The sequence below is a fragment of the Pseudomonas sp. HMSC063H08 genome (assembly GCF_001813645.1).
Lineage (GTDB): Bacteria > Pseudomonadota > Gammaproteobacteria > Pseudomonadales > Pseudomonadaceae > Pseudomonas > Pseudomonas aeruginosa.
Map to the genome: position 1 here is coordinate 80,588 of NZ_KV813619.1, position 18,196 is coordinate 98,783.

16 protein-coding genes are annotated in these 18,196 nt (G+C 66.7%); 10 read left to right on the forward strand and 6 right to left on the reverse strand.

The features are described 5' to 3' along the window. Positions 1 to 39: 39 nt before the first annotated feature. From recJ to HMPREF2924_RS29830, 4 genes are all read left to right on the forward strand, one after another. Entirely contained in the window at positions 40 to 1,755 is a 1,716-nt protein-coding gene (recJ, locus tag HMPREF2924_RS29815) for a single-stranded-DNA-specific exonuclease RecJ (protein WP_003092592.1), read from the forward strand. A 286-nt stretch (positions 1,756 to 2,041) separates the two neighbouring features. Next, positions 2,042 to 3,538: a M4 family elastase LasB gene (gene lasB / locus HMPREF2924_RS29820; RefSeq protein WP_003092588.1), complete on the forward strand. Its 1,497-nt coding sequence runs from the start codon at positions 2,042 to 2,044 to the stop codon at positions 3,536 to 3,538. A 169-nt stretch (positions 3,539 to 3,707) separates the two neighbouring features. Continuing rightward, the gene (locus HMPREF2924_RS29825) at positions 3,708 to 4,814 is read left to right on the forward strand and encodes an NADH:flavin oxidoreductase/NADH oxidase (protein ID WP_003092581.1); all 1,107 of its coding nucleotides are present in this window, start codon (positions 3,708 to 3,710) and stop codon (positions 4,812 to 4,814) included. Between the two features lie 188 nt (positions 4,815 to 5,002). Next, positions 5,003 to 5,353, forward strand: coding sequence for a hypothetical protein (locus HMPREF2924_RS29830; RefSeq protein WP_003092579.1), 351 nt, complete (start codon positions 5,003 to 5,005; stop codon positions 5,351 to 5,353). Between the two features lie 12 nt (positions 5,354 to 5,365). Here HMPREF2924_RS29830 and nalC read toward each other — a convergent pair whose 3' ends face one another. After that, positions 5,366 to 6,007 carry an efflux system transcriptional repressor NalC gene (nalC, locus tag HMPREF2924_RS29835; RefSeq protein ID WP_003129875.1) on the reverse strand — a complete coding sequence of 214 codons (642 nt, stop codon included), beginning with the start codon at positions 6,005 to 6,007 and terminating at the stop codon, positions 5,366 to 5,368. A 204-nt stretch (positions 6,008 to 6,211) separates the two neighbouring features. Here nalC and HMPREF2924_RS29840 point away from each other — a divergent pair, with 204 nt between their 5' ends. The 3 genes from HMPREF2924_RS29840 to HMPREF2924_RS29850 all read left to right on the forward strand — a co-directional run bounded on the left by HMPREF2924_RS29840 (position 6,212) and on the right by HMPREF2924_RS29850 (position 8,195). Then, the gene (locus HMPREF2924_RS29840) at positions 6,212 to 6,637 is read left to right on the forward strand and encodes a hypothetical protein (RefSeq protein WP_003129878.1); all 426 of its coding nucleotides are present in this window, start codon (positions 6,212 to 6,214) and stop codon (positions 6,635 to 6,637) included. A gap of 7 nt (positions 6,638 to 6,644) precedes the next feature. Then, positions 6,645 to 6,806 (forward strand): MexR antirepressor ArmR, encoded by a 162-nt coding sequence (gene armR / locus HMPREF2924_RS29845; RefSeq protein ID WP_003129879.1) that lies wholly within the window; start codon positions 6,645 to 6,647, stop codon positions 6,804 to 6,806. Between the two features lie 147 nt (positions 6,807 to 6,953). Next, positions 6,954 to 8,195: an MFS transporter gene (locus HMPREF2924_RS29850; RefSeq protein WP_003129880.1), complete on the forward strand. Its 1,242-nt coding sequence runs from the start codon at positions 6,954 to 6,956 to the stop codon at positions 8,193 to 8,195. Between the two features lie 86 nt (positions 8,196 to 8,281). Here the strand turns inward: HMPREF2924_RS29850 and HMPREF2924_RS29855 are convergent, their stop codons facing one another. Further along, positions 8,282 to 8,623 carry an FKBP-type peptidyl-prolyl cis-trans isomerase gene (locus tag HMPREF2924_RS29855; RefSeq protein ID WP_003092567.1) on the reverse strand — a complete coding sequence of 114 codons (342 nt, stop codon included), beginning with the start codon at positions 8,621 to 8,623 and terminating at the stop codon, positions 8,282 to 8,284. A gap of 210 nt (positions 8,624 to 8,833) precedes the next feature. Here HMPREF2924_RS29855 and HMPREF2924_RS29860 point away from each other — a divergent pair, with 210 nt between their 5' ends. Beyond that, the gene (locus tag HMPREF2924_RS29860) at positions 8,834 to 10,540 is read left to right on the forward strand and encodes a WG repeat-containing protein (protein ID WP_003129881.1); all 1,707 of its coding nucleotides are present in this window, start codon (positions 8,834 to 8,836) and stop codon (positions 10,538 to 10,540) included. Positions 10,541 to 10,618: 78 nt separating this feature from the next. Here HMPREF2924_RS29860 and HMPREF2924_RS29865 read toward each other — a convergent pair whose 3' ends face one another. The 3 genes from HMPREF2924_RS29865 to HMPREF2924_RS29875 all read right to left on the reverse strand — a co-directional run bounded on the left by HMPREF2924_RS29865 (position 10,619) and on the right by HMPREF2924_RS29875 (position 14,370). Beyond that, complete coding sequence (locus tag HMPREF2924_RS29865) at positions 10,619 to 11,422, reverse strand: PA3715 family protein (RefSeq protein ID WP_003129882.1); 804 nt, start codon at positions 11,420 to 11,422, stop codon at positions 10,619 to 10,621. 120 nt (positions 11,423 to 11,542) lie between these two features. Then, on the reverse strand, positions 11,543 to 12,184 hold the full coding sequence (locus tag HMPREF2924_RS29870) for a two-component system response regulator TtsR (protein WP_003109630.1): 642 nt from the start codon (positions 12,182 to 12,184) through the stop codon (positions 11,543 to 11,545). A gap of 323 nt (positions 12,185 to 12,507) precedes the next feature. Further along, entirely contained in the window at positions 12,508 to 14,370 is a 1,863-nt protein-coding gene (locus tag HMPREF2924_RS29875) for a flavin monoamine oxidase family protein (RefSeq protein ID WP_003129883.1), read from the reverse strand. A gap of 321 nt (positions 14,371 to 14,691) precedes the next feature. On the opposite strand from HMPREF2924_RS29875, the gene HMPREF2924_RS29880 reads away from it, so the two are divergent. Further along, positions 14,692 to 15,387 (forward strand): tellurite resistance TerB family protein, encoded by a 696-nt coding sequence (locus tag HMPREF2924_RS29880; RefSeq protein ID WP_003092554.1) that lies wholly within the window; start codon positions 14,692 to 14,694, stop codon positions 15,385 to 15,387. 36 nt (positions 15,388 to 15,423) lie between these two features. Here HMPREF2924_RS29880 and HMPREF2924_RS29885 read toward each other — a convergent pair whose 3' ends face one another. Further along, positions 15,424 to 16,329 (reverse strand): LysR family transcriptional regulator, encoded by a 906-nt coding sequence (locus HMPREF2924_RS29885; protein ID WP_003092552.1) that lies wholly within the window; start codon positions 16,327 to 16,329, stop codon positions 15,424 to 15,426. Positions 16,330 to 16,500: 171 nt separating this feature from the next. On the opposite strand from HMPREF2924_RS29885, the gene HMPREF2924_RS29890 reads away from it, so the two are divergent. Beyond that, positions 16,501 to 18,174 (forward strand): GMC family oxidoreductase, encoded by a 1,674-nt coding sequence (locus HMPREF2924_RS29890; RefSeq protein ID WP_003129884.1) that lies wholly within the window; start codon positions 16,501 to 16,503, stop codon positions 18,172 to 18,174. The last annotated feature ends 22 nt before the right edge of the window (positions 18,175 to 18,196 follow it).

Genomic DNA, 18,196 nt, shown 5'->3' on the forward strand with positions numbered 1-18,196 from the left:
CGCCGCCGTTTCCTTCCGTCGAGCCGAACGAGTGACCTGATGCGTATCGAACCCCGCCCCCTGCCCGAAACCCTGCCCGATCTCGGCGACCTTCCGCCATTGCTGGCACGCCTGTACGCAGCTCGTGGCGTGCGTTGCGCCGAGGAGCTGGACAAGGGCCTGGCGCGGCTGATTCCCTTCCAGCGGCTGAAAGGCATCGAGGAGGGCGTGGCGCTGCTGGTGGATGCCCTGGAGGGCGGCCAGCGGATTCTCATCGTCGGCGACTTCGACGCCGACGGCGCCACCGCCAGCAGCGTCGGCGTGCTGGCCCTGCGCATGCTCGGCGCGGCCTGGGTCGATTACCTGGTGCCGAACCGCTTCGAGTACGGCTACGGCCTGACCCCGGAGATCGTCGGCGTGGCCCTGGAGAAGCGTCCCGACCTGCTGGTGACGGTGGACAACGGCATCTCCAGCGTGGACGGCGTCCAGGCGGCGAAAGCCGCGGGGCTCAAGGTGCTGGTCACCGACCACCACCTGCCTGGCCCGGAACTGCCGGCGGCGGATGCGATCATCAACCCCAACCAGCCGGGCTGCGAATTCCCCAGCAAGGCCATGGCCGGGGTCGGGGTGATCTTCTATGTGATGCTGGCGTTGCGGGCGCGCCTGCGCGAGCTGGACTGGTTCGCCCGGCGCGGGCTGAAGGAACCGAACCTCGCCGAGCTGCTCGACCTGGTGGCGCTGGGCAGCGTCGCCGATGTGGTGCCGCTCGATGCCAACAACCGCATCCTGGTCCACCAGGGCCTCGCGCGCATCCGCGCCGGCCGCGCCCGGCCGGGCTTGCGCGCGCTGCTGGAGGTGGCCGGGCGGCCTCCGGTACGGATCACCTCCACCGACCTGGGTTTCATCCTCGGTCCGCGCCTGAACGCGGCGGGTCGGCTCGACGACATGTCCCTCGGCATCGAATGCCTGCTCTGCGACGACGAAGCGCTGGCCCGCGACATGGCGGTGCAGCTCGACCAGTTGAACCAGGACCGCAAGGCCATCGAGCAGGGTATGCAGCGCGAGGCGCTGGCGCAGCTCAAGGAGCTGAGCCTGGAGCAACTGCCGTTCGGCTTGTGCCTGTTCGACGCCGACTGGCACCAGGGCGTGATCGGAATCCTCGCCTCGCGCCTGAAGGAGCGTTACCACCGGCCGACCATCGCCTTCGCCGACGCCGGCGACGGCAGCCTGAAAGGCTCGGCACGGTCGATTCCCGGCTTCCACATCCGCGACGCGCTGGACGCGGTAGCCGCCCGTCATCCCGGGCTGATCAGCAAGTTCGGCGGCCACGCGATGGCTGCCGGACTATCGTTGCCGCAGGAAAACTTCGGCGCTTTCTCCGCCGCCTTCGATGCCGAAGTACGCCGCCAACTGGCCGAGGAGGACCTGGCCGGGCGCCTGCTCTCCGATGGCCAGTTGAGCATCCAGGAGTTCCACCTGGAGCTGGCGCGCGCGTTGCGCCAGGCCGGTCCCTGGGGCCAGCACTTTCCCGAGCCGATGTTCCACGGGGTGTTCCAGCTGGTGCAGCAGCGGATCGTCGGCGAGCGTCACCTGAAGCTGGTGCTGAAAAGCGAATGCGGCTCGCTGCAACTGGATGGCATTGCCTTCAACATCGACCGCGAGCAGTGGCCCAACCCTACCGTGCGCTGGGCCGAGCTGGCCTACAAGCTCGACGTCAACGAATTCCGCGGCCAGGAAAGCGTGCAACTGATGATCGTCCACATGGCCCCTCGCTGAGCGCGTCCCGGGGCTGGGGGCAACCTAGCTGCCACCTGCTTTTCTGCTAGCTATTCCAGCGAAAACATACAGATTTCCGGCGAAATCAAGGCTACCTGCCAGTTCTGGCAGGTTTGGCCGCGGGTTCTTTTTGGTACACGAAAGCACCGTCGAAAACGGGACCGAGCCAGGGGAGTGCAGTTCCTTCTACCCGAAGGACTGATACGGCTGTTCCGATCAGCCCACAAGGCGGCGGTAAGCGTCGGCCGAGTACTTCGGCCTGAAAAAACCAGGAGAACTGAACAAGATGAAGAAGGTTTCTACGCTTGACCTGTTGTTCGTTGCGATCATGGGTGTTTCGCCGGCCGCTTTTGCCGCCGACCTGATCGACGTGTCCAAACTCCCCAGCAAGGCTGCCCAGGGCGCGCCCGGCCCGGTCACCTTGCAAGCCGCGGTCGGCGCCGGCGGTGCCGACGAACTGAAAGCGATCCGCAGCACGACCCTGCCCAACGGCAAGCAGGTCACCCGCTACGAGCAATTCCACAACGGCGTACGGGTGGTCGGCGAAGCCATCACCGAAGTCAAGGGTCCCGGCAAGAGCGTGGCGGCGCGGCGCAGCGGCCATTTCGTCGCCAACATCGCCGCCGACCTGCCGGGCAGCACCACCGCGGCGGTATCCGCCGAGCAGGTGCTGGCCCAGGCCAAGAGCCTGAAGGCCCAGGGCCGCAAGACCGAGAATGACAAAGTGGAACTGGTGATCCGCCTGGGCGAGAACAACATCGCCCAACTGGTCTACAACGTCTCCTACCTGATTCCCGGCGAGGGACTGTCGCGGCCGCATTTCGTCATCGACGCCAAGACCGGTGAAGTGCTCGATCAGTGGGAAGGCCTGGCCCACGCCGAGGCGGGCGGCCCCGGTGGCAACCAGAAGATCGGCAAGTACACCTACGGTAGCGACTACGGTCCGCTGATCGTCAACGACCGCTGCGAGATGGACGACGGCAACGTCATCACCGTCGACATGAACGGCAGCACCAACGACAGCAAGACCACGCCGTTCCGCTTCGCCTGCCCGACCAACACCTACAAGCAGGTCAACGGCGCTTATTCGCCACTGAACGACGCGCATTTCTTCGGCGGCGTGGTGTTCAACCTGTACCGGGACTGGTTCGGCACCAGCCCGCTGACCCACAAGCTGTACATGAAGGTGCACTACGGGCGCAGTGTGGAGAACGCCTACTGGGACGGCACGGCGATGCTCTTCGGCGACGGCGCCACCATGTTCTATCCGCTGGTGTCGCTGGACGTGGCGGCCCACGAGGTCAGCCACGGCTTCACCGAGCAGAACTCCGGGCTGATCTACCGCGGGCAATCCGGCGGAATGAACGAGGCGTTCTCCGACATGGCCGGCGAGGCCGCCGAGTTCTACATGCGCGGCAAGAACGACTTCCTGATCGGCTACGACATCAAGAAGGGCAGCGGTGCGTTGCGCTACATGGACCAGCCCAGCCGCGACGGGCGATCCATCGACAACGCCTCGCAGTACTACAACGGTATCGACGTGCACCACTCCAGCGGCGTGTACAACCGTGCGTTCTACCTGCTGGCCAACTCGCCGGGCTGGGATACCCGCAAGGCCTTCGAGGTGTTCGTCGACGCCAACCGCTACTACTGGACCGCCACCAGCAACTACAACAGCGGTGCCTGTGGAGTGATTAGCTCGGCGCAGAACCGCAACTACTCGGCGGCTGACGTCACCCGGGCGTTCAGCACCGTCGGCGTGACCTGCCCGAGCGCGTTGTAAGCTCGGTGGCCCCGGCCGGCACTCCAGGAAGGAATGCCGGCCGGGGCCGCTCAAGCCGTCTTCCGCCAGGAGGACGGCTGCTTTATGTCGCTTGGGCCGCTGGCCTCCGCGAACCCGGTCTAAAGTTCAGGGGTGAGCATTTATTCCAAGACCGACCGGGAGTCCTGCCATGAGTCTGCTGTTCGAGCCTCTTAGCCTGCGTCAAATCACCTTGCCCAACCGCATCGCCGTATCGCCCATGTGCCAGTATTCGGCGCAGGAGGGCCTGGCCAACGACTGGCATCTCGTGCACCTGGGCAGCCGCGCGGTGGGCGGCGCCGGCCTGGTGATCGTCGAAGCCACCGCGGTGTTGCCCGAGGGGCGCATCACCGCCGACGACCTCGGCATCTGGAGCGACGCGCATGTCGAGCCGTTGCATCGCATCACCCGTTTCATCGAGTCCCAGGGCGCGGTCGCCGGGGTCCAGCTGGCCCACGCCGGGCGCAAGGCGAGTACCTGGCGGCCGTGGCTGGGCAAGCACGGCAGCGTGCCGATCGGCGACGGCGGCTGGATACCGGTGGCGCCGTCGGCGATCCCGTTCGATCCCCAGCACACGACCCCCGAGGCCCTGAGCGAGGCGCAGATCGAGGCGCTGGTGCAGGCCTTCGTACGCGCCGCCGAGCGCTCCCTGGCTGCCGGCTTCAAGGTCGCGGAGGTGCATGCGGCCCACGGCTACCTGTTGCATCAGTTCCTCTCGCCGCTGTCGAACCAGCGTCGCGACCAGTACGGCGGCTGCTTCGAGAACCGCATCCGCCTGCTTCTGCAGGTCACCGCCGCGGTGCGCAAGGCCTGGCCGGAAGAGTTGCCATTATTCGTGCGGCTGTCCGCCACCGACTGGGTGGAGGATGGCTGGAACCCCGACGAGACCGTGGAACTGGCCCGGCGCCTGAAGGACCTGGGCGTGGACCTGATCGACGTGTCTTCCGGCGGTACCGCGGCGAATGCGGAAATCCCGGTAGGACCGGGCTACCAGACCGAGTTCGCCGAACGGGTGAAGAAGGAGGCCGGCATCGCCAGCGGCACGGTGGGCATGATCACCGAGCCGGTGCAGGCCGAGCATATCCTGCGCACCGGCCAGGCCGACCTGATCCTGCTTGCCCGTGAACTGCTGCGCGATCCGTACTGGCCGTTGCACGCCGCCGACGAACTGCGCAACGAGCAGATGCCCTGGCCGCCGCAGTACCTGCGAGCCGCTCATCGCAGCACGCCGCCGCGCAAATCCCTGGAAATGCAGTGAGCCGTCGGGGCCGTCGGCGCGGCGAGGCGCCGGCGGTCCACCTGATGGAAACCTTTGCCGCCCTTGGCGGTCTGCCTGGCATCAGGAAATCATCCTGAGCGTTTCGCGGGAGATATTGCGTAATGGCAATATGATGCTATTCTCCCGCGACGTTCGCTCCGGACCGCACTTCGAGAAAGGATGCTCGCATGCACGCCAACGCCGGTTCTCCCCACGCCTCCCTGCCTGACAGCGATGTCGCCCTGCTGGCCAATATCCTGGTCCTGGCGACACGCAACATGAACAACATGACCACCATGCTGGCGCACCTTTCGGTGGAACTCAGCCAGAGCGAGGAGCCACGCCTGCAACGGGTCGGTCACCGGGTCCTGAACGAACTCTCGGAGCTGGGGGCCGCCCTGGAGACCCAGTGGGACCTGATCGGCGCGCTGTCGCGCTTCTCGCCCCTGCTCGAGCGCACCCTGCCGCGCCAGGAACCCCTGGTCACCGAGATCCACCTCACCGATCTGCCGGGCCAGGCGCTGCCGCCCTCCGCCTGAACGGCGCGTCGCTCAGCCCTGCGCGGGGCGCTGCGACAGGTGTTCCAGGTAGCAGGCGATGATGTCCACCGACAGCTTGAGGCGGGTTTCCAGCAGCGCCATGGTCGGCTGGAAGTCGGCCACGCTGAGGGCCTTGAGGAACAGGTCGGCCTTGAGCATCTCGAGAAACTGGCAGGCCACCGCGTAGAGCGTTTCCTCGTCCATGTGGGGGGCGACCGCTGCCAGTCGCTCGCTGAGCAGCAGGTAGCTCTGCTGCGGCCCCTGCTCGTAGAAGGACTTGCCGATTGCCGGAAACCGCGGAGATTCCGCCACCACCAGGCGATAGAGGCTCTGGCAGCGGGGATCGAGCAGGCTGGTGAGAAAGCGCCGGCCGAAATGCTCGAGGGTGGCGCTCAGCGTGGCGGCGGGGCGCGGCTGTTCGGCGCTGTCGTCGAAGATTTCCTCGATCATGTGGGCGATCACCGCGGCGAACAGGCCTTCCTTGCCGCCGAAGGAGCTGTACAGGGTTCCCCGTGAACCACCGGCTCGTTCAATCACCATGTCCAGGGTGGTGCCTTCGAAACCGTGTTCGAGAAAGGCCTGGGTGGCGGCGTCGAGCATGGCGCGGCGGCGTTGCCTGCCGCGTTCGGTCAGACGGGGGGACGCATCGTTCATGGGCGGTATCGGGCCTCGCGGGGTGCGGTCGGAAGGTGCGCATGGTGGGCCGTCGGGACGGTCCGTTCAAGCCTCCAGGCGGTTTGCTGAGAGCGTTTCTCGTTAGGGTTGACGCTGGTCATTTAAGAACTGTATCGTACAGTACTGTTTTGGCAAGCACTTCCGCTTATTCCTCCGCCTTGCCTCCCCGCAGGAGTCCCCCCCATGAATGCCCCCGCTAAGAGCCTGTTGGATATCGATGCCTTTCCCCTGGTCCAGGTCCGCGAGATGCCCCGCGAGCTGGCCGATGTCGAGCGCTGGTTGGAGGAGGTCGAAGCGCTGCTGGCCGTCGAGTGCGATTTCGCCCTGGTCTATCCGCCACTCCCGCAGGAAGAAGCTGAAGGCGACCAGCAAGCGCGCAAGCGCCTGGTGTTATGGCTCAAGGAAAATCGCCAGCGCTTCGTCGAGCATTGCCGGGGCATCCTGCTCAGTGCCAACGGCCAGCCGGACAACCTCGCCGACCTGCAGCAGCTGGCGCCGGTGCTGCAGGCCGTCTACGGCCCGCCGGTGAGCGTGGCGCCGGACCTGGCGTCCGCGCGCGGCATGGCGAAGGCGCTGCTGAGCGGGCCGGCGACGGGGATGAACTGGTGACGCCGCCATGTCCCTGAACACTCCGCGCAACAAACCGTCCCGCATCGAGACCGAGGCTGTCGCTGCCACCTCGGGACGATCCGCCGTCGGTCGGCGGGATTGCACCGAGCAGCTGCGCCGGGCAGCCCGGCGCAATGCCTGGGACCTCTACGGCGAGCACTTCTACTGAGCGGGCGTGCCGGATTGCCATTGGTGCGGGCGATGGAACACATCGTTTGATTCCTGGGCTCTTTACCTCAAGTTAACTTGAGCTATCAGAATTCGCGCAGAGCGTCTGGCGACTTTGCCGGGCGCCACTCCATGCCCGGAGGCAACGATGGATAGCCCGTCCACTCCCGCTCGTCCGCACCCCCAGGCCAGCCCGCGATGGCTGGCAGTTGCCAATGTGATCTTCGCCGGCATCGCCGCCGCCCTGCATGTCGGCAAGGCGACCATCGCCCTGCCGTCGCTGCAACGGAGCTTCGGCGGCGACCTCGCCGCGCTGAGCTGGATCATGTCCGCCTTTCCGTTCGTCGGCGTATTCGGCGGCATCGCCGCTGGCCTCCTGGTGCGTCGCTGGGGAGATCGCCGGCTGCTGACCGGCGGACTGGCGATTCTCGGCGGAGCGAGCCTGCTCGGTGCGTCGATGCAGAACTTCGCCTGGTTGCTCGCCACTCGCTTCGTCGAGGGGCTCGGTTTCCTCATCGTGGTGGTGGCGGCGCCCGCCGTGTTGCACAGGATTACCAGCGAGACGCGGCGCAGCGTGGTGTTCGGTCTGTGGAGCACCTTCATGGCAGGCGGAATCGCCCTCTCGATGCTGTTCGGGCCGCTGCTCGCGGACTGGCGCGCCGACTGGCAACTGAGCGCACTGCTGGTACTGGTCGCGGCGCTGCTGCTGCCGCTCAGCGTCCCTGCCGACGATGGGCGCAGGGCGGCAGGCGTGAGGCCGGCCGGTCTTGGCACGTTGCTCAAGGTTCCGGCGATCACCCTGCTGGCGCTCGGCTTCACCACCTACAACCTGCAGTTCTTCGCCCTGATGACGTTCCTCCCCGTGTTCCTCATGCAGCGCCTGGGTGTCGCCCTGGAGACTGCGGGACTCATCGGCGCGGCCATCGTCGCGGCGAACGCCCTGGGCAATGTCGCGGCGGGCTTCATCCTTTCCCGCGGCATACGTCCCGGCGCCTTGCTGGCGACCACCGCGATCCTGATGGGAGTCACCGGTGCGGCGTTCTTCCATGCCGCGACGCCGGGGCTCCTGGCGATTGCGCTGGGGTTCGTCTTCTCGGCGGTCGCCGGCATGCTTCCCACCACCGTGCTGGCGACCGCGCCGCTGGCCTCGCCCACGCCTTCGCTGACGCCACTGGCCATCGGCTGGGTAATGCAGGGCAACTACCTGGGGCAGGTGATCGGCCCCTTGCTGATCGGCCTGATCGTCAGCCGTTTCGACTGGTCGGGCGCGATCGGCCTGATGCTGGTCGCGGGCGCGGCGGGGGCCGTCCTGGGGTTCTGCCTGCTGCGTGTGCTGGACGGCCTGCCTCGCGCCATTGCCACGGGTTCCGCGGCTCGCCCCGCGGATTAGAAGAGAAACCGGCTTCGTGCAGGGCGAATAGTCGAGCGACTATTCGTCCTGCGCATGGCGGCCAGAGGCCGCCGCCGTCCCTCGGCTCAGTCGTCGCGGGTGAGCACTTCCAGCAGTTCGATCTCGAACAGCAGGTTGGAGTGGGGCTTGATGTGCGCGCCGACCTGCCGTTCGCCGTAGGCCAGGTGGGAAGGGACGAACAGCCGTCGCTTGCCGCCGACCTTCATGCCCATCAGGCCCTGGTCCCAACCCTTGATCACTCGTCCGGTGCCGATCACGCACTGGAATGGCCGGCCGCGCTCGTAGGAGGAGTCGAACAGCGTGCCGTCTTCCAGGGTGCCCTTGTACTGGGTGGTGATCAGCGCACCCTTCACCACCTCCTTGCCGTCGCCCAGGAGGAGGTCTTCGATCTGCAGTCGGTCGTTCATGGGGCGGTACCTGCGCGGTTTGCGGAAAGCCGCGATTCTGCCAGCAAGCGCGCCGCCTGTCGCCGAGCCGACGGACCAGGGCATTGCCAGGCGGTCCGCGGCACGGGCATCATGCCCGCGCCTTTCCGCCGGGAAGGCTACCGCGTTCCGCGATGTCGCGCGCATCGCGGCTGGACACATATCTCAGGGATCATACGAGAACATATCCGCATGCAAAGACTGTCGCGTATCGGCCGCAACACCCTCGCCGTCTCCGTTTCCACCTTGCTCCTCAGCGCCTGCAACCAGGGCGACGATGCGCCGAAGCCTGCGGCGGTCGCGCCGCAACCGGCCGCACCGAGCATGGCTGCACTGAGCATCCCGCTATGCCTCAACGGCCAGTGCGCGGTGATCGACCAGGACGCCAAGCTGCTCGTGCCGTTCGACAACGACTACGACAATATCGTCGCCAGCGCCTACCAGGGCACCCTGATGGCGGCGCGCGAGGAGCGCTGGAACCTGATCCAGGCGAAGGACGGCAAGGTGTTGCGCGACGATATCGGCGAAGCCCTGTCGCTGCTCACCCCCAACCTCTATGGCTTCGTCCGCGATGGCAAGTACGGCGTGGTCGACGGCCAGGGCAAGGAAGTCCAGGCGCCGCGTTTCGACGACATCTACCCCAACAGTGCCAACGAATTCATCATCTACGAGATCGATGGCAAGCGCGGCATCCTCGATGCCAAGGGCAAGCAGCTCACCGAGGCGCTCTACGACACCACCCTGGTCAACGGCAGCGTCGCCGAACACGGCGGCTTGATCAGCGCCGAGCGTGGCGAGGAGAAGTGGATCATCAACCTCGCTACCGGCGAACAGAAGGCCGTGGCCTACGAGAGCCTGGGCGACCTCCACGACGGCGTGATGAGCGCCAGCGTCATCGGCAAGGGCTCCCAACTGGTGGATGCCAAGGGCGACGTGGTCGGTGACGGCAATAGCTACGATTACCTGGGCACCCCGGCCAACGGCCTGGTGGCGTTCCGCGAGAAGTACGACAGCCCCTGTGGCTACCTCGACTACCAGGGCAAGGTGGCGATCGCCGCCCAGTTCGCCGGTTGCGGCGCCTTCGGCAAGCAGGGCGGGCTGGCCCAGCAGCGCATGGAAGATGGCTCGTCGGGCAAGTACGGCCTGATCGATCGCAGCGGCGCCTGGAAGGTGCAGCCGCAGTACGATTCGGCCGACAGCGCCGGCCTCACCGCGCTTGGCTACACCGTCGACGTGCCCGGCCTGGCTGCCGTCGGCGTGAGCACCGGCCTGTTCAGCGCCGACTTCGGCATCTTCAACCTCGACGAAGGCAGCGAGTGGGTGAAGCCGGGTTATGCGCAGATCGGCGCGCTGGGCAACGACCTGTTCGTCGTGGCGAAGAAGGGCGGGCCGCAGAAGACCGTCAGCTTCATGGGTTCGGAAAGCCAGGTGCCGGTGGTGGGCCTGATGGACCGCAGCGGCAAGATGCTGCTGGAGCCGGGCGAACTGATCAGCATCCAGTCTGCGTATGACGGTCGTTTCCTGGAAGGTCTCGACGGTATGGACAACGCTGCCCACACCGTGTTGCTCGATCGCCAGGGACGCACGCTGGTTCCGGCGCTCTGGCAGAAGCTGGAGGTGAATCCGCAGCAGGGTTACATCCTGGGCTACGAAGTCAGCGGCACTGGCGACGAGGCGACGGAAACCCTGCGCGCACTGTACGACCTGAACGGCAAGCCGCGCTTCACCGTGGCCACCACCGATTGCGGCGCCGAACAGTTGCTCGACGGCAATGGCAAGGCGATCTGGCCGCAGGACCCGACGCCGTATTGCCAGTCGGACGACGAGCAGGGCGACGAAGGCGAGCCGGAGCAGGAGCCGGCGCCCGCCGAAGAGAGCGAGGAAACCAGCGAGAGCTGAGTTCCCCACGCGCGTCCGTCCCTTGCGGCGGGCGCGCGGTTCCGCTGTTTCGCCGTGGCTGGTGGCCACGGCCTTCCCTCACTGGCGGTGCCAGAAGTCCGAATACTCCTCGAACGGGTAGCGCTCGCCGTCATAGCGCAGCGTGCGCTTCACCGTGCGCAAGGGTTTGCCGTTCTCCGTTTCGCCGTCGCTGACCCGCGAGGTGACGACCAGGTCGGCAAAGCCGTTGGAGCGTCCGCGGCCGAGTTCCAGGGTCAGGTGCGAGACTTCCTGTTCGAACCCGGGCTCGGCGGAGCAGACCGAGCCTTTCAGCGTCCTCCACTGATCCAGGTAGGTATTGAGCACCGGCCGCAGCTTGCCTTCGCCGGCCGGCACCACCAGGGTCAGCAGGTTGTCGAAGCCGGCTTCCGGACAACTGGCGCCACGCGCCACGCTATGGAACACCACGCCGAAGGCGCGCACCGTCGGGCTCAGGCGGTAGCGCGCGGTGTCCAGCCAGAGGCTGTCGCTGCCGACGGCGACGGATGCGTCTTCTTCGAAGTCGCTGTCGTAGCGTTCGAGCAGCTTGCCGCTGCGGCTGTCGGCCTTGGCCAATAGCAGATGCGGGTGGCGTTCGCCTTCCACGGCGGTGTCGCCCGGATCCAGGTAGGCCATGGCGATCACCGTCTGCGCGGGGTCGTCCGGCCAGGGCTTGCAGGCCACGGCGAGGAACGGACCGGAAGATTCGTACGAAGGGGCTATCCAGCCATCGTGGCCGACCTGCCTGGCTACGGCGTCAAGCAGTCGCGACGCGCAGGGCTGCGGTTCGCGGGCTTCGGCCTGGCTGGCGAGTCCCAGCAGCAGGAGGCAGAGTCGGGCGGAGAGGCGGCGGTTACGGTCCATGTGAAAAGAGTCCTTTGGCGGAGGCGGGCACGGATGACGCCCGGCGCTGCGGGACATTCTAGCTGCTGCGCGGACCTTGCGAAGCGGGCTGGCGGGGCGGACATATCGCGGCCGCGCTGCTCAGGCCAGGCCGTTTTCCCGGATGTAGATAAAGAGTCCGGCATTGCTGTCCAGGCCAAGCTTGCGCATGGCGCTGCTCTTTTGCGCGCTGATGGTCTGCTTGCTGCGGCACAGTCGGATGGCGATTTCCCCGACCGCCAGGCCGCTGCCGTACAGGCGCAGCACTTCCACTTCGCGCGGGGTGAGTTGTTCGAGGCTGGCCAGCGGCTTGCCGTGCTCGGCTTCGCCCACTTCCAGCAGGTGTGCGATGGAGCGCGAGATGAATGGTCGACGGCCGGCGTGGCGGATCGCCTTGGGCAGATCGTCGAGCATGCCGCGTTTGCTCACCAGGCCGTGAATGCCCAGCTTGAGCAGGGATGAAACGAGTGCCGGGTTGCCGAGCATGGTGACGACGATGATCGGCAGGTCCGGATAGCGCCGCCGGACCTTCTGCACCAGGCGCAAGCCGTCGGCCTGCCGGCTGCCGGGCATCATCAGGTCGGTGATCAGCAGGTCGCAGGGGTGCGCTTCGAGCTGCGCCAGCAAGCCGTCGGCGTCCTGGGCCTGGGCGACGATCCGCAGGTCGTCGTACGCACTCAGCAGATAACGCATGCCGATCAGGGTGAGGGCGTGGTCGTCGACGAGGATGACGCGTGTTTTCATGAAATCGAACCCGATCGAGGTGGAGGTTTCCGCAGCGGCTACCGGCAACGCCGACAGGCGGATAATCCGCCAGGAGGCAGCTCCGGACGGGCTCGAATTCTAGCGATGGTGTCTGTCGGTTTAATCAGGACTTTTCTGAATGCTAGTGGGAAATTTCCTATGTGTTTTCCCTAGGTTATTTCGAGGGGAGGCCGAGAAACATAGGGTCTTTGAACGGCTTTCGTGGAGTAGGGGTTGAAATCTCTGTCAGTACATTTCTGTCAGTCTTGCTGGACATCGGAAGGGCGCGACGGCAGCGCGGGTCCCGCTGCCGTCGCCGTCCTTCAACCCAGTTCGCGGACTGCCCGGACCGCCTGGTCGATGGCGGCATGGGCGTAGGCATCCCAGGCCGCATCCGAGTTGGCGATGGCGACATTGCCGACCTTGCTTCGCGCCAGTTCCATCAGCGCTTCGCTTTCCGCCTCGTCGTCGTAGAGGGTATTCATGAAGTAGGAGTAGCCGTGCGACCAGCGGTTCACGGTGATGCCGGTGATGTCGCGGCAGTGGTCGAAGCCGGCCGGGCCGAGCATGGCCTGGAGCTGGTCGCGGATGTCCTTTTCCAGTTGCTCGAAGCTCATCGCGTAGAGCTTGCTGCGACCTACGCGAGCCTGGGTGCGGGCGTCCATGCCGGCGTTCGGGGTGGTCGGCACGTAGACCATGTGCACGCCGATCGGCTGCCGCGGGTCGCGTGGATGCCGGTAGCTGCCGAGGTCGACCGGGAAGTCCAGCTTGATCCGCGAGTAGGGCAGGGTCGGCGCGTAGATCTCGTGGATGCCGAGCGTCTTCCAGGCCTGCCAGTTGCGCAGCAATACCTTGGTGTACACCAGCGGGAACTTGACGTTCTGGCTCAGCGCGTGGGCCTGCTCCTCGGAGAGGTCGCGCAGCAGGTACGGCACCATCATGTTGTAGCAGGCCATCACGCAGTGCTTGCCGCGTACCCGGTGCAGGCGGCCGGCGCGGCTGTAGCCGACATCGACGCCGCCGGCGCGGTTGCGCACGCTGACGGCGGTGCTGTTCAGGCGCAGGCGCACCGGGTGCCCGGCGAGGTCCAGCTTCGAGTAGTCGAAGCGGGCCATGACGATGTCCTCCATGCCTCGGCCCGGCGCCACCGCGGGGATCAGGTCGCGCACCATGAGCCGAGCCAGCGAGGCGTTGCCGTCGGGGAAATGGTAGATGTACGGCTCGTCCATTTCCGCCTGGGCCTCCTCGCTGGGTTGCGGCAGGCCGAGGGCGTCGAAGCCGGGGAAGCCGGCGGCGTATGCGTCGGCCGCCGGCAGGGCGTCGGCGCCGAGGGCAGAGAAGTCGTTGCTGCGGCCCTGGAAGTACTTCACCGAGGTTTCCGAGAGCCCGACGTTCTTGAGCAGGTAGTCGCGGTAGCTGGTCTTCGCCAGGTAGGTTTCCTTTTCTTCCACGCTCTTGCCGGCAAGATAGTCGCGAGGTGATTCGTACAGCGCGATGAGCGCCTCCCGGTCTTCGCGGCTCAGCGGGAAGTCGCCGATGAAGGCGCGCCAGGAGCGGGCATTGAGACGATCGCGGGGGACCTCGTCGGCAACCATCGGCGTCGGGTCGCCGCTGACCAGCTTGTCCACGCCGAAGCTGGCCTTGTCGAAGAACACCGCGCGGGACAGGCCCAGGCCGGGGTAGAAGTCGGTGTCGAAGGCTGTCTCGAAGCGCTTGAGCTCGACGCCCAGGCGTTTCAGCAGGTGTTTGGCGTCTTCGCTGTAGAGGGCGTTCGGCGATTGCAGCGACTCGCTGCCGCCGTAGCCGAGGATGGTGCGCCCGCCGGCCTGGAATTCGTTGCGCTTGGCATGGCCGCCGAAGTCGTCGTGGTTCTCGATGACGAGGATGCGCGCCGCGGGGTGCCGTTCGCGATAGAACCAGGCGGCGGCGAGGCCGCTGATGCCGCCGCCGACCACCACCAGGTCGTATTCCTCTTCGATCGGCAGGTGGTCGACATCGAAGGTCTTCTTCTCCCAGCCCATCTGGTGTGCGACTTCGAAGGCGCCCGGATGGCTACCGCGCAGGCCGGTGAGCGCGGACGGATAGTAGCGGCCGCCGGGGGCGGCGCGGAGGATCTCGGCGGGGGTCAGGCCTGCGGCGATGGTCAGGGCTACGCCGTTCAGGAAGTCGCGGCGGGAGATGGTCATGGGAAGTCCTTTGCGAGGCAGTGGGTGGCTCGGGGGAGCCATGTTCACAGTTTGCTGTTGCGAATGCGCGCGGAGCGGCTGGCGTTGGACGCCGACCCGCAGTCGCGGGCGGGCGCGGAGTTTAGAGGGCCATGCCGGCGCGTCGAAGGGCTTTCTGCTGGCACTAGGCCTCTATCTGGAAAAATGTGACATGCGTCGCGCTTTGCCAAGGTGTCCGCGGAGGCCGGCAATATCTCGAAGCAAACTCCCGGCGGGCAGCGCGGACGCGAAGGGCTAGAGTCGGTCGAATCCGGTTGTTACCGAACGTCCTGGAGGTTCCTCATGAATACCCGTGGTTTGCTCGACCAATTGCTCAAGTCCGGGCAGGAAATGTTGCAGAACAAGACCGGCGGCAAGCCCGGCGCCAGCGGCGGCGGACAGCTCGGCAGCCTGCTTTCCGGCGCCGGCGGCGGAGCCCTGGCGGCCGGCGCCATCGGCCTGCTGCTGGGAAACAAGAAGGCGCGCAAGTTCGGTGGCAAGGCGATCACCTACGGCGGCCTCGCCGCGCTCGGGGTGATCGCCTACAAGGCCTACAACAACTGGCAGCAGCAACAGAACGGCGCCGCGCCGCAGGCGCAGCCGCAGACCGTCGACCGCCTGCCGGAAGCCCAGGCCGAAGTGCATAGCCACGCGATCCTCCAGGCCATCGTCGGTGCGGCCAAGGCCGACGGCCACATCGACGAGCGCGAACGGCAGATGATCGAAGGCGAGGTGGCCAAGCTGACCAGCGACCGCGAGGTGCAGGGCTGGCTGGAGCGCGAGTTGAACAAGCCGCTGGACCCGGCCGAGATCGCCCGTGCCGCGAGCACCCCGGAGATCGCCGCGGAGATGTACCTGGCCAGCCTGCTGATGGTCGACGAGGAAAGCTTCATGGAGCGCTCCTACCTCGAGGAGCTGGCGCGGCAGCTGCGCCTGGAACCCTCGTTCAAGCTGGAGCTGGAGAACCAGGCCAGACAGGCGCTGCAGCGCCTGGCCTGAGACGGCGGAGCGTCGTTCCGTGGATAACCGCCGCCATCATGGCGGCGGCGTCGCCGAAGGGCCGAGCAGAACCTCCCGCTCGCGCTGGCACAGCTCCAGCAGGAAGTCCCAGACCACCCGCAGGCGCACCGAGCGGTGCAGCTCCCGCCGGGTGCTCATCCAGTACTCGCGCTGGATGCTTTCCTCGGGCAGCACCGGTACCAGCAACGGATCGCGGCTACCCATGAAGTGCGGCAGGATCGCCAGGCCGATGCCGGCCTGCGCCGCCTGCTGCTGGGCGACCACGCTGGTGCTGCGGAACACGACCTGCGGGTGGCGGCAGAAACTGTGGTGGAACATCAGTTCCTGGCTGAACAGCAGGTCGTCGACGTAGCCGATCCACTGGTGCCTGCCGAGGTCGTCGCGGTCGCGTAGCGGCGGCGCCTGTTCCAGGTAGGCGGGGCTGGCGAACAACGCCAGGCGATAGCGGGTCAGCAGGCGGGTGATCACCAGGTCGGCGCTCGGCCGGTCTAGGGAGATGGCGATGTCCGCTTCGCGGTTGGTGATGCTGACGAAGCGCGGCACCGAGACCAGCTCGACCTCCAGGCCCGGGTAGTGGCGCATCAATTGCGCCAGGCGCGGAGCGAGGAAGACGCTGCCGAGGCCTTCGGTGACGCCGATGCGGATCTGCCCCAGCGGCGAGATGCTCTGGCTCATTTCTTCCTGGGCGAGCAGCGCGGTGTTCTCCATCGCCTCGGCGTGCTTGAGCAGCGCCTGGCCGGCCGGAGTCAACTGGTAGCCGCCGGTGTGCTGGGCGAACAGTTGGGTGCCGAGGTCGCGCTCGATGTTCTCGATGTGCCTGGCCACCGTGGCGTGAGTGGTGCCGAGACGCTTGGCGGCGGTCAGCAGGCGACCGCTGCGCTGCAACTCGAGGAAGAAACGCAGGTCATTCCAGTCGAACATGGGGAGCGCCTTCTGCCGGGCCGAGGGGGCGTTGTTAGAAAACGAACAATAGCTGCCCCGAAACGTTTGTTTTTTTATCGCGAATGAACGACTAGCCTCAAGCCGTTCGAGACTTGCCGGTCATCCGCAGGTCCGACGGCCCATCACAAGAACGACAAGACGAGGCTCGCCATGCCCGAGGTACTGGATACCTACGACTACCTCATCGTCGGCGCCGGACCTGCCGGCTGCCTGCTGGCCAACCGGCTTTCCGCCGACCCTGCCAACCGTGTCCTGCTGCTGGAAGCCGGCGGTCCGGACAACTATCCCTGGATCCACATTCCCGTCGGCTACCTCTACTGCATCGGCAACCCGCGTACCGACTGGTGCTTCGACACCGACGAGGTCCCCGGGCTCAACGGTCGTTCCCTGAAGTACCCGCGCGGCAAGGTGCTCGGAGGATGCTCCTCGATCAATGGCATGATCTACATGCGTGGCCAGGCCCGCGACTACGACCAGTGGGTGGCCGAAGGCAATCCGGGCTGGAGCTGGAGAGAGCTGCTGCCGCTGTTCCGCAGGATGGAGGACCATTTCGCCGGGACCAGCGAAATGCACGGCGCCGGAGGCGAATGGCGGGTAGAACGCCAGCGGCTCTCCTGGAAGCTGCTCGATGCCTTCCAGCAGGCGGCGGCGCAGACCGGCATCGCCAGCGTCGAGGATTTCAACGGTGGCGACAACGAAGGCTGCGGCTACTTCCAGGTCAACCAGCGCGGCGGGGTGCGCTGGAATGCCTCGAAAGGCTTCCTGCGCGGCATCGCCCAGCGCGCCAACCTGACGGTTCTGACCCATGCCGAAGTCCAGCGGGTGCTCCTCGAGGACGGCCGCGCCAGGGCCCTGTCGGTCCGTTGGCAGGGCCGCGAGCAGCGCTTCGAGGCGCGCCGCGAGATCGTCCTGAGCGCCGGCGCGATCGGTTCGCCGTGCCTGCTGCAACGCTCCGGGATCGGCCCGCGGGACCTGCTGGAGCAGCTCGGCGCCGGGGTCGTCCACGAGTTGCCCGGGGTCGGTGGCAATCTCCAGGATCACCTGCAGCTGCGCATGATCTACAAGGTCGACGGCGTTCCCACCCTCAACCAGATCGCCGGCAGCCTATGGGGCAAGCTGGGCATGGGCCTGCGCTACCTGGCGAGCCGCAGCGGGCCGTTGTCGATGGCGCCGAGCCAACTGGGCGCCTTCGCCCGCTCCGATCCGCAGCAGCCCTCGGCCAACCTCGAATACCACGTCCAGCCGCTCTCGCTGGATCGCTTCGGCGAGCCGCTGCATGCCTTCCCGGCGTTCACCGCGTCGGTCTGCGACCTGCGTCCGCACAGCCGGGGAACGGTGCGCATCCGCTCGCTCGACCCGGGCGAGGCGCCGTCGATCCAGCCCAACTACCTGAGCGATCCGCGCGACCTCAAGGTCGCCGCCGACGCCATTCGCCTGACCCGCCGCATCGCCGCCGCGCCGGCGCTGGCCGCCTTCCGTCCGCAGGAGTACAAGCCCGGCCCGGAATACCGCAGCGAAGAGGATCTGCAGCGCGCCGCGGCGGAGATCGGCACCACCATCTTCCACCCTGCCGGCACCTGCCGCATGGGCCAGGGGCCGCAAGCGGTGGTGGATGCGCAATTGAGGGTGCACGGAATCCCCGGCCTGCGTATCGCCGATGCCTCGATCATGCCCAGCCTGACCTCCGGCAACACCTGTTCGCCGGTGCTGGTGATCGCCGAGAAGGCGGCGCAGATGATTCTCGCCGAGCGCCGCCGCGAGGCCGCACCGCAGGTCGTCGAAAGCGCCATGGCTACCGGCGGCAAGGAGGCGGTGGAGGCCTGAGGATCGCTACACCCCGTATCGC

What these genes read in the sequence shown, in the direction of transcription:
- recJ (WP_003092592.1), top strand. Translation starts at nt 40, where the DNA reads ATGCGTATCGAACCCCGCCCCCTGCCCGAAACCCTGCCCGATCTCGGC.
- lasB (WP_003092588.1), top strand. Translation starts at nt 2,042, where the DNA reads ATGAAGAAGGTTTCTACGCTTGACCTGTTGTTCGTTGCGATCATGGGT.
- HMPREF2924_RS29825 (WP_003092581.1), top strand. Translation starts at nt 3,708, where the DNA reads ATGAGTCTGCTGTTCGAGCCTCTTAGCCTGCGTCAAATCACCTTGCCC.
- HMPREF2924_RS29830 (WP_003092579.1), top strand. Translation starts at nt 5,003, where the DNA reads ATGCACGCCAACGCCGGTTCTCCCCACGCCTCCCTGCCTGACAGCGAT.
- nalC (WP_003129875.1), bottom strand. Translation starts at nt 6,007, where the DNA reads ATGAACGATGCGTCCCCCCGTCTGACCGAACGCGGCAGGCAACGCCGC.
- HMPREF2924_RS29840 (WP_003129878.1), top strand. Translation starts at nt 6,212, where the DNA reads ATGAATGCCCCCGCTAAGAGCCTGTTGGATATCGATGCCTTTCCCCTG.
- armR (WP_003129879.1), top strand. Translation starts at nt 6,645, where the DNA reads ATGTCCCTGAACACTCCGCGCAACAAACCGTCCCGCATCGAGACCGAG.
- HMPREF2924_RS29850 (WP_003129880.1), top strand. Translation starts at nt 6,954, where the DNA reads ATGGATAGCCCGTCCACTCCCGCTCGTCCGCACCCCCAGGCCAGCCCG.
- HMPREF2924_RS29855 (WP_003092567.1), bottom strand. Translation starts at nt 8,623, where the DNA reads ATGAACGACCGACTGCAGATCGAAGACCTCCTCCTGGGCGACGGCAAG.
- HMPREF2924_RS29860 (WP_003129881.1), top strand. Translation starts at nt 8,834, where the DNA reads ATGCAAAGACTGTCGCGTATCGGCCGCAACACCCTCGCCGTCTCCGTT.
- HMPREF2924_RS29865 (WP_003129882.1), bottom strand. Translation starts at nt 11,422, where the DNA reads ATGGACCGTAACCGCCGCCTCTCCGCCCGACTCTGCCTCCTGCTGCTG.
- HMPREF2924_RS29870 (WP_003109630.1), bottom strand. Translation starts at nt 12,184, where the DNA reads ATGAAAACACGCGTCATCCTCGTCGACGACCACGCCCTCACCCTGATC.
- HMPREF2924_RS29875 (WP_003129883.1), bottom strand. Translation starts at nt 14,370, where the DNA reads ATGACCATCTCCCGCCGCGACTTCCTGAACGGCGTAGCCCTGACCATC.
- HMPREF2924_RS29880 (WP_003092554.1), top strand. Translation starts at nt 14,692, where the DNA reads ATGAATACCCGTGGTTTGCTCGACCAATTGCTCAAGTCCGGGCAGGAA.
- HMPREF2924_RS29885 (WP_003092552.1), bottom strand. Translation starts at nt 16,329, where the DNA reads ATGTTCGACTGGAATGACCTGCGTTTCTTCCTCGAGTTGCAGCGCAGC.
- HMPREF2924_RS29890 (WP_003129884.1), top strand. Translation starts at nt 16,501, where the DNA reads ATGCCCGAGGTACTGGATACCTACGACTACCTCATCGTCGGCGCCGGA.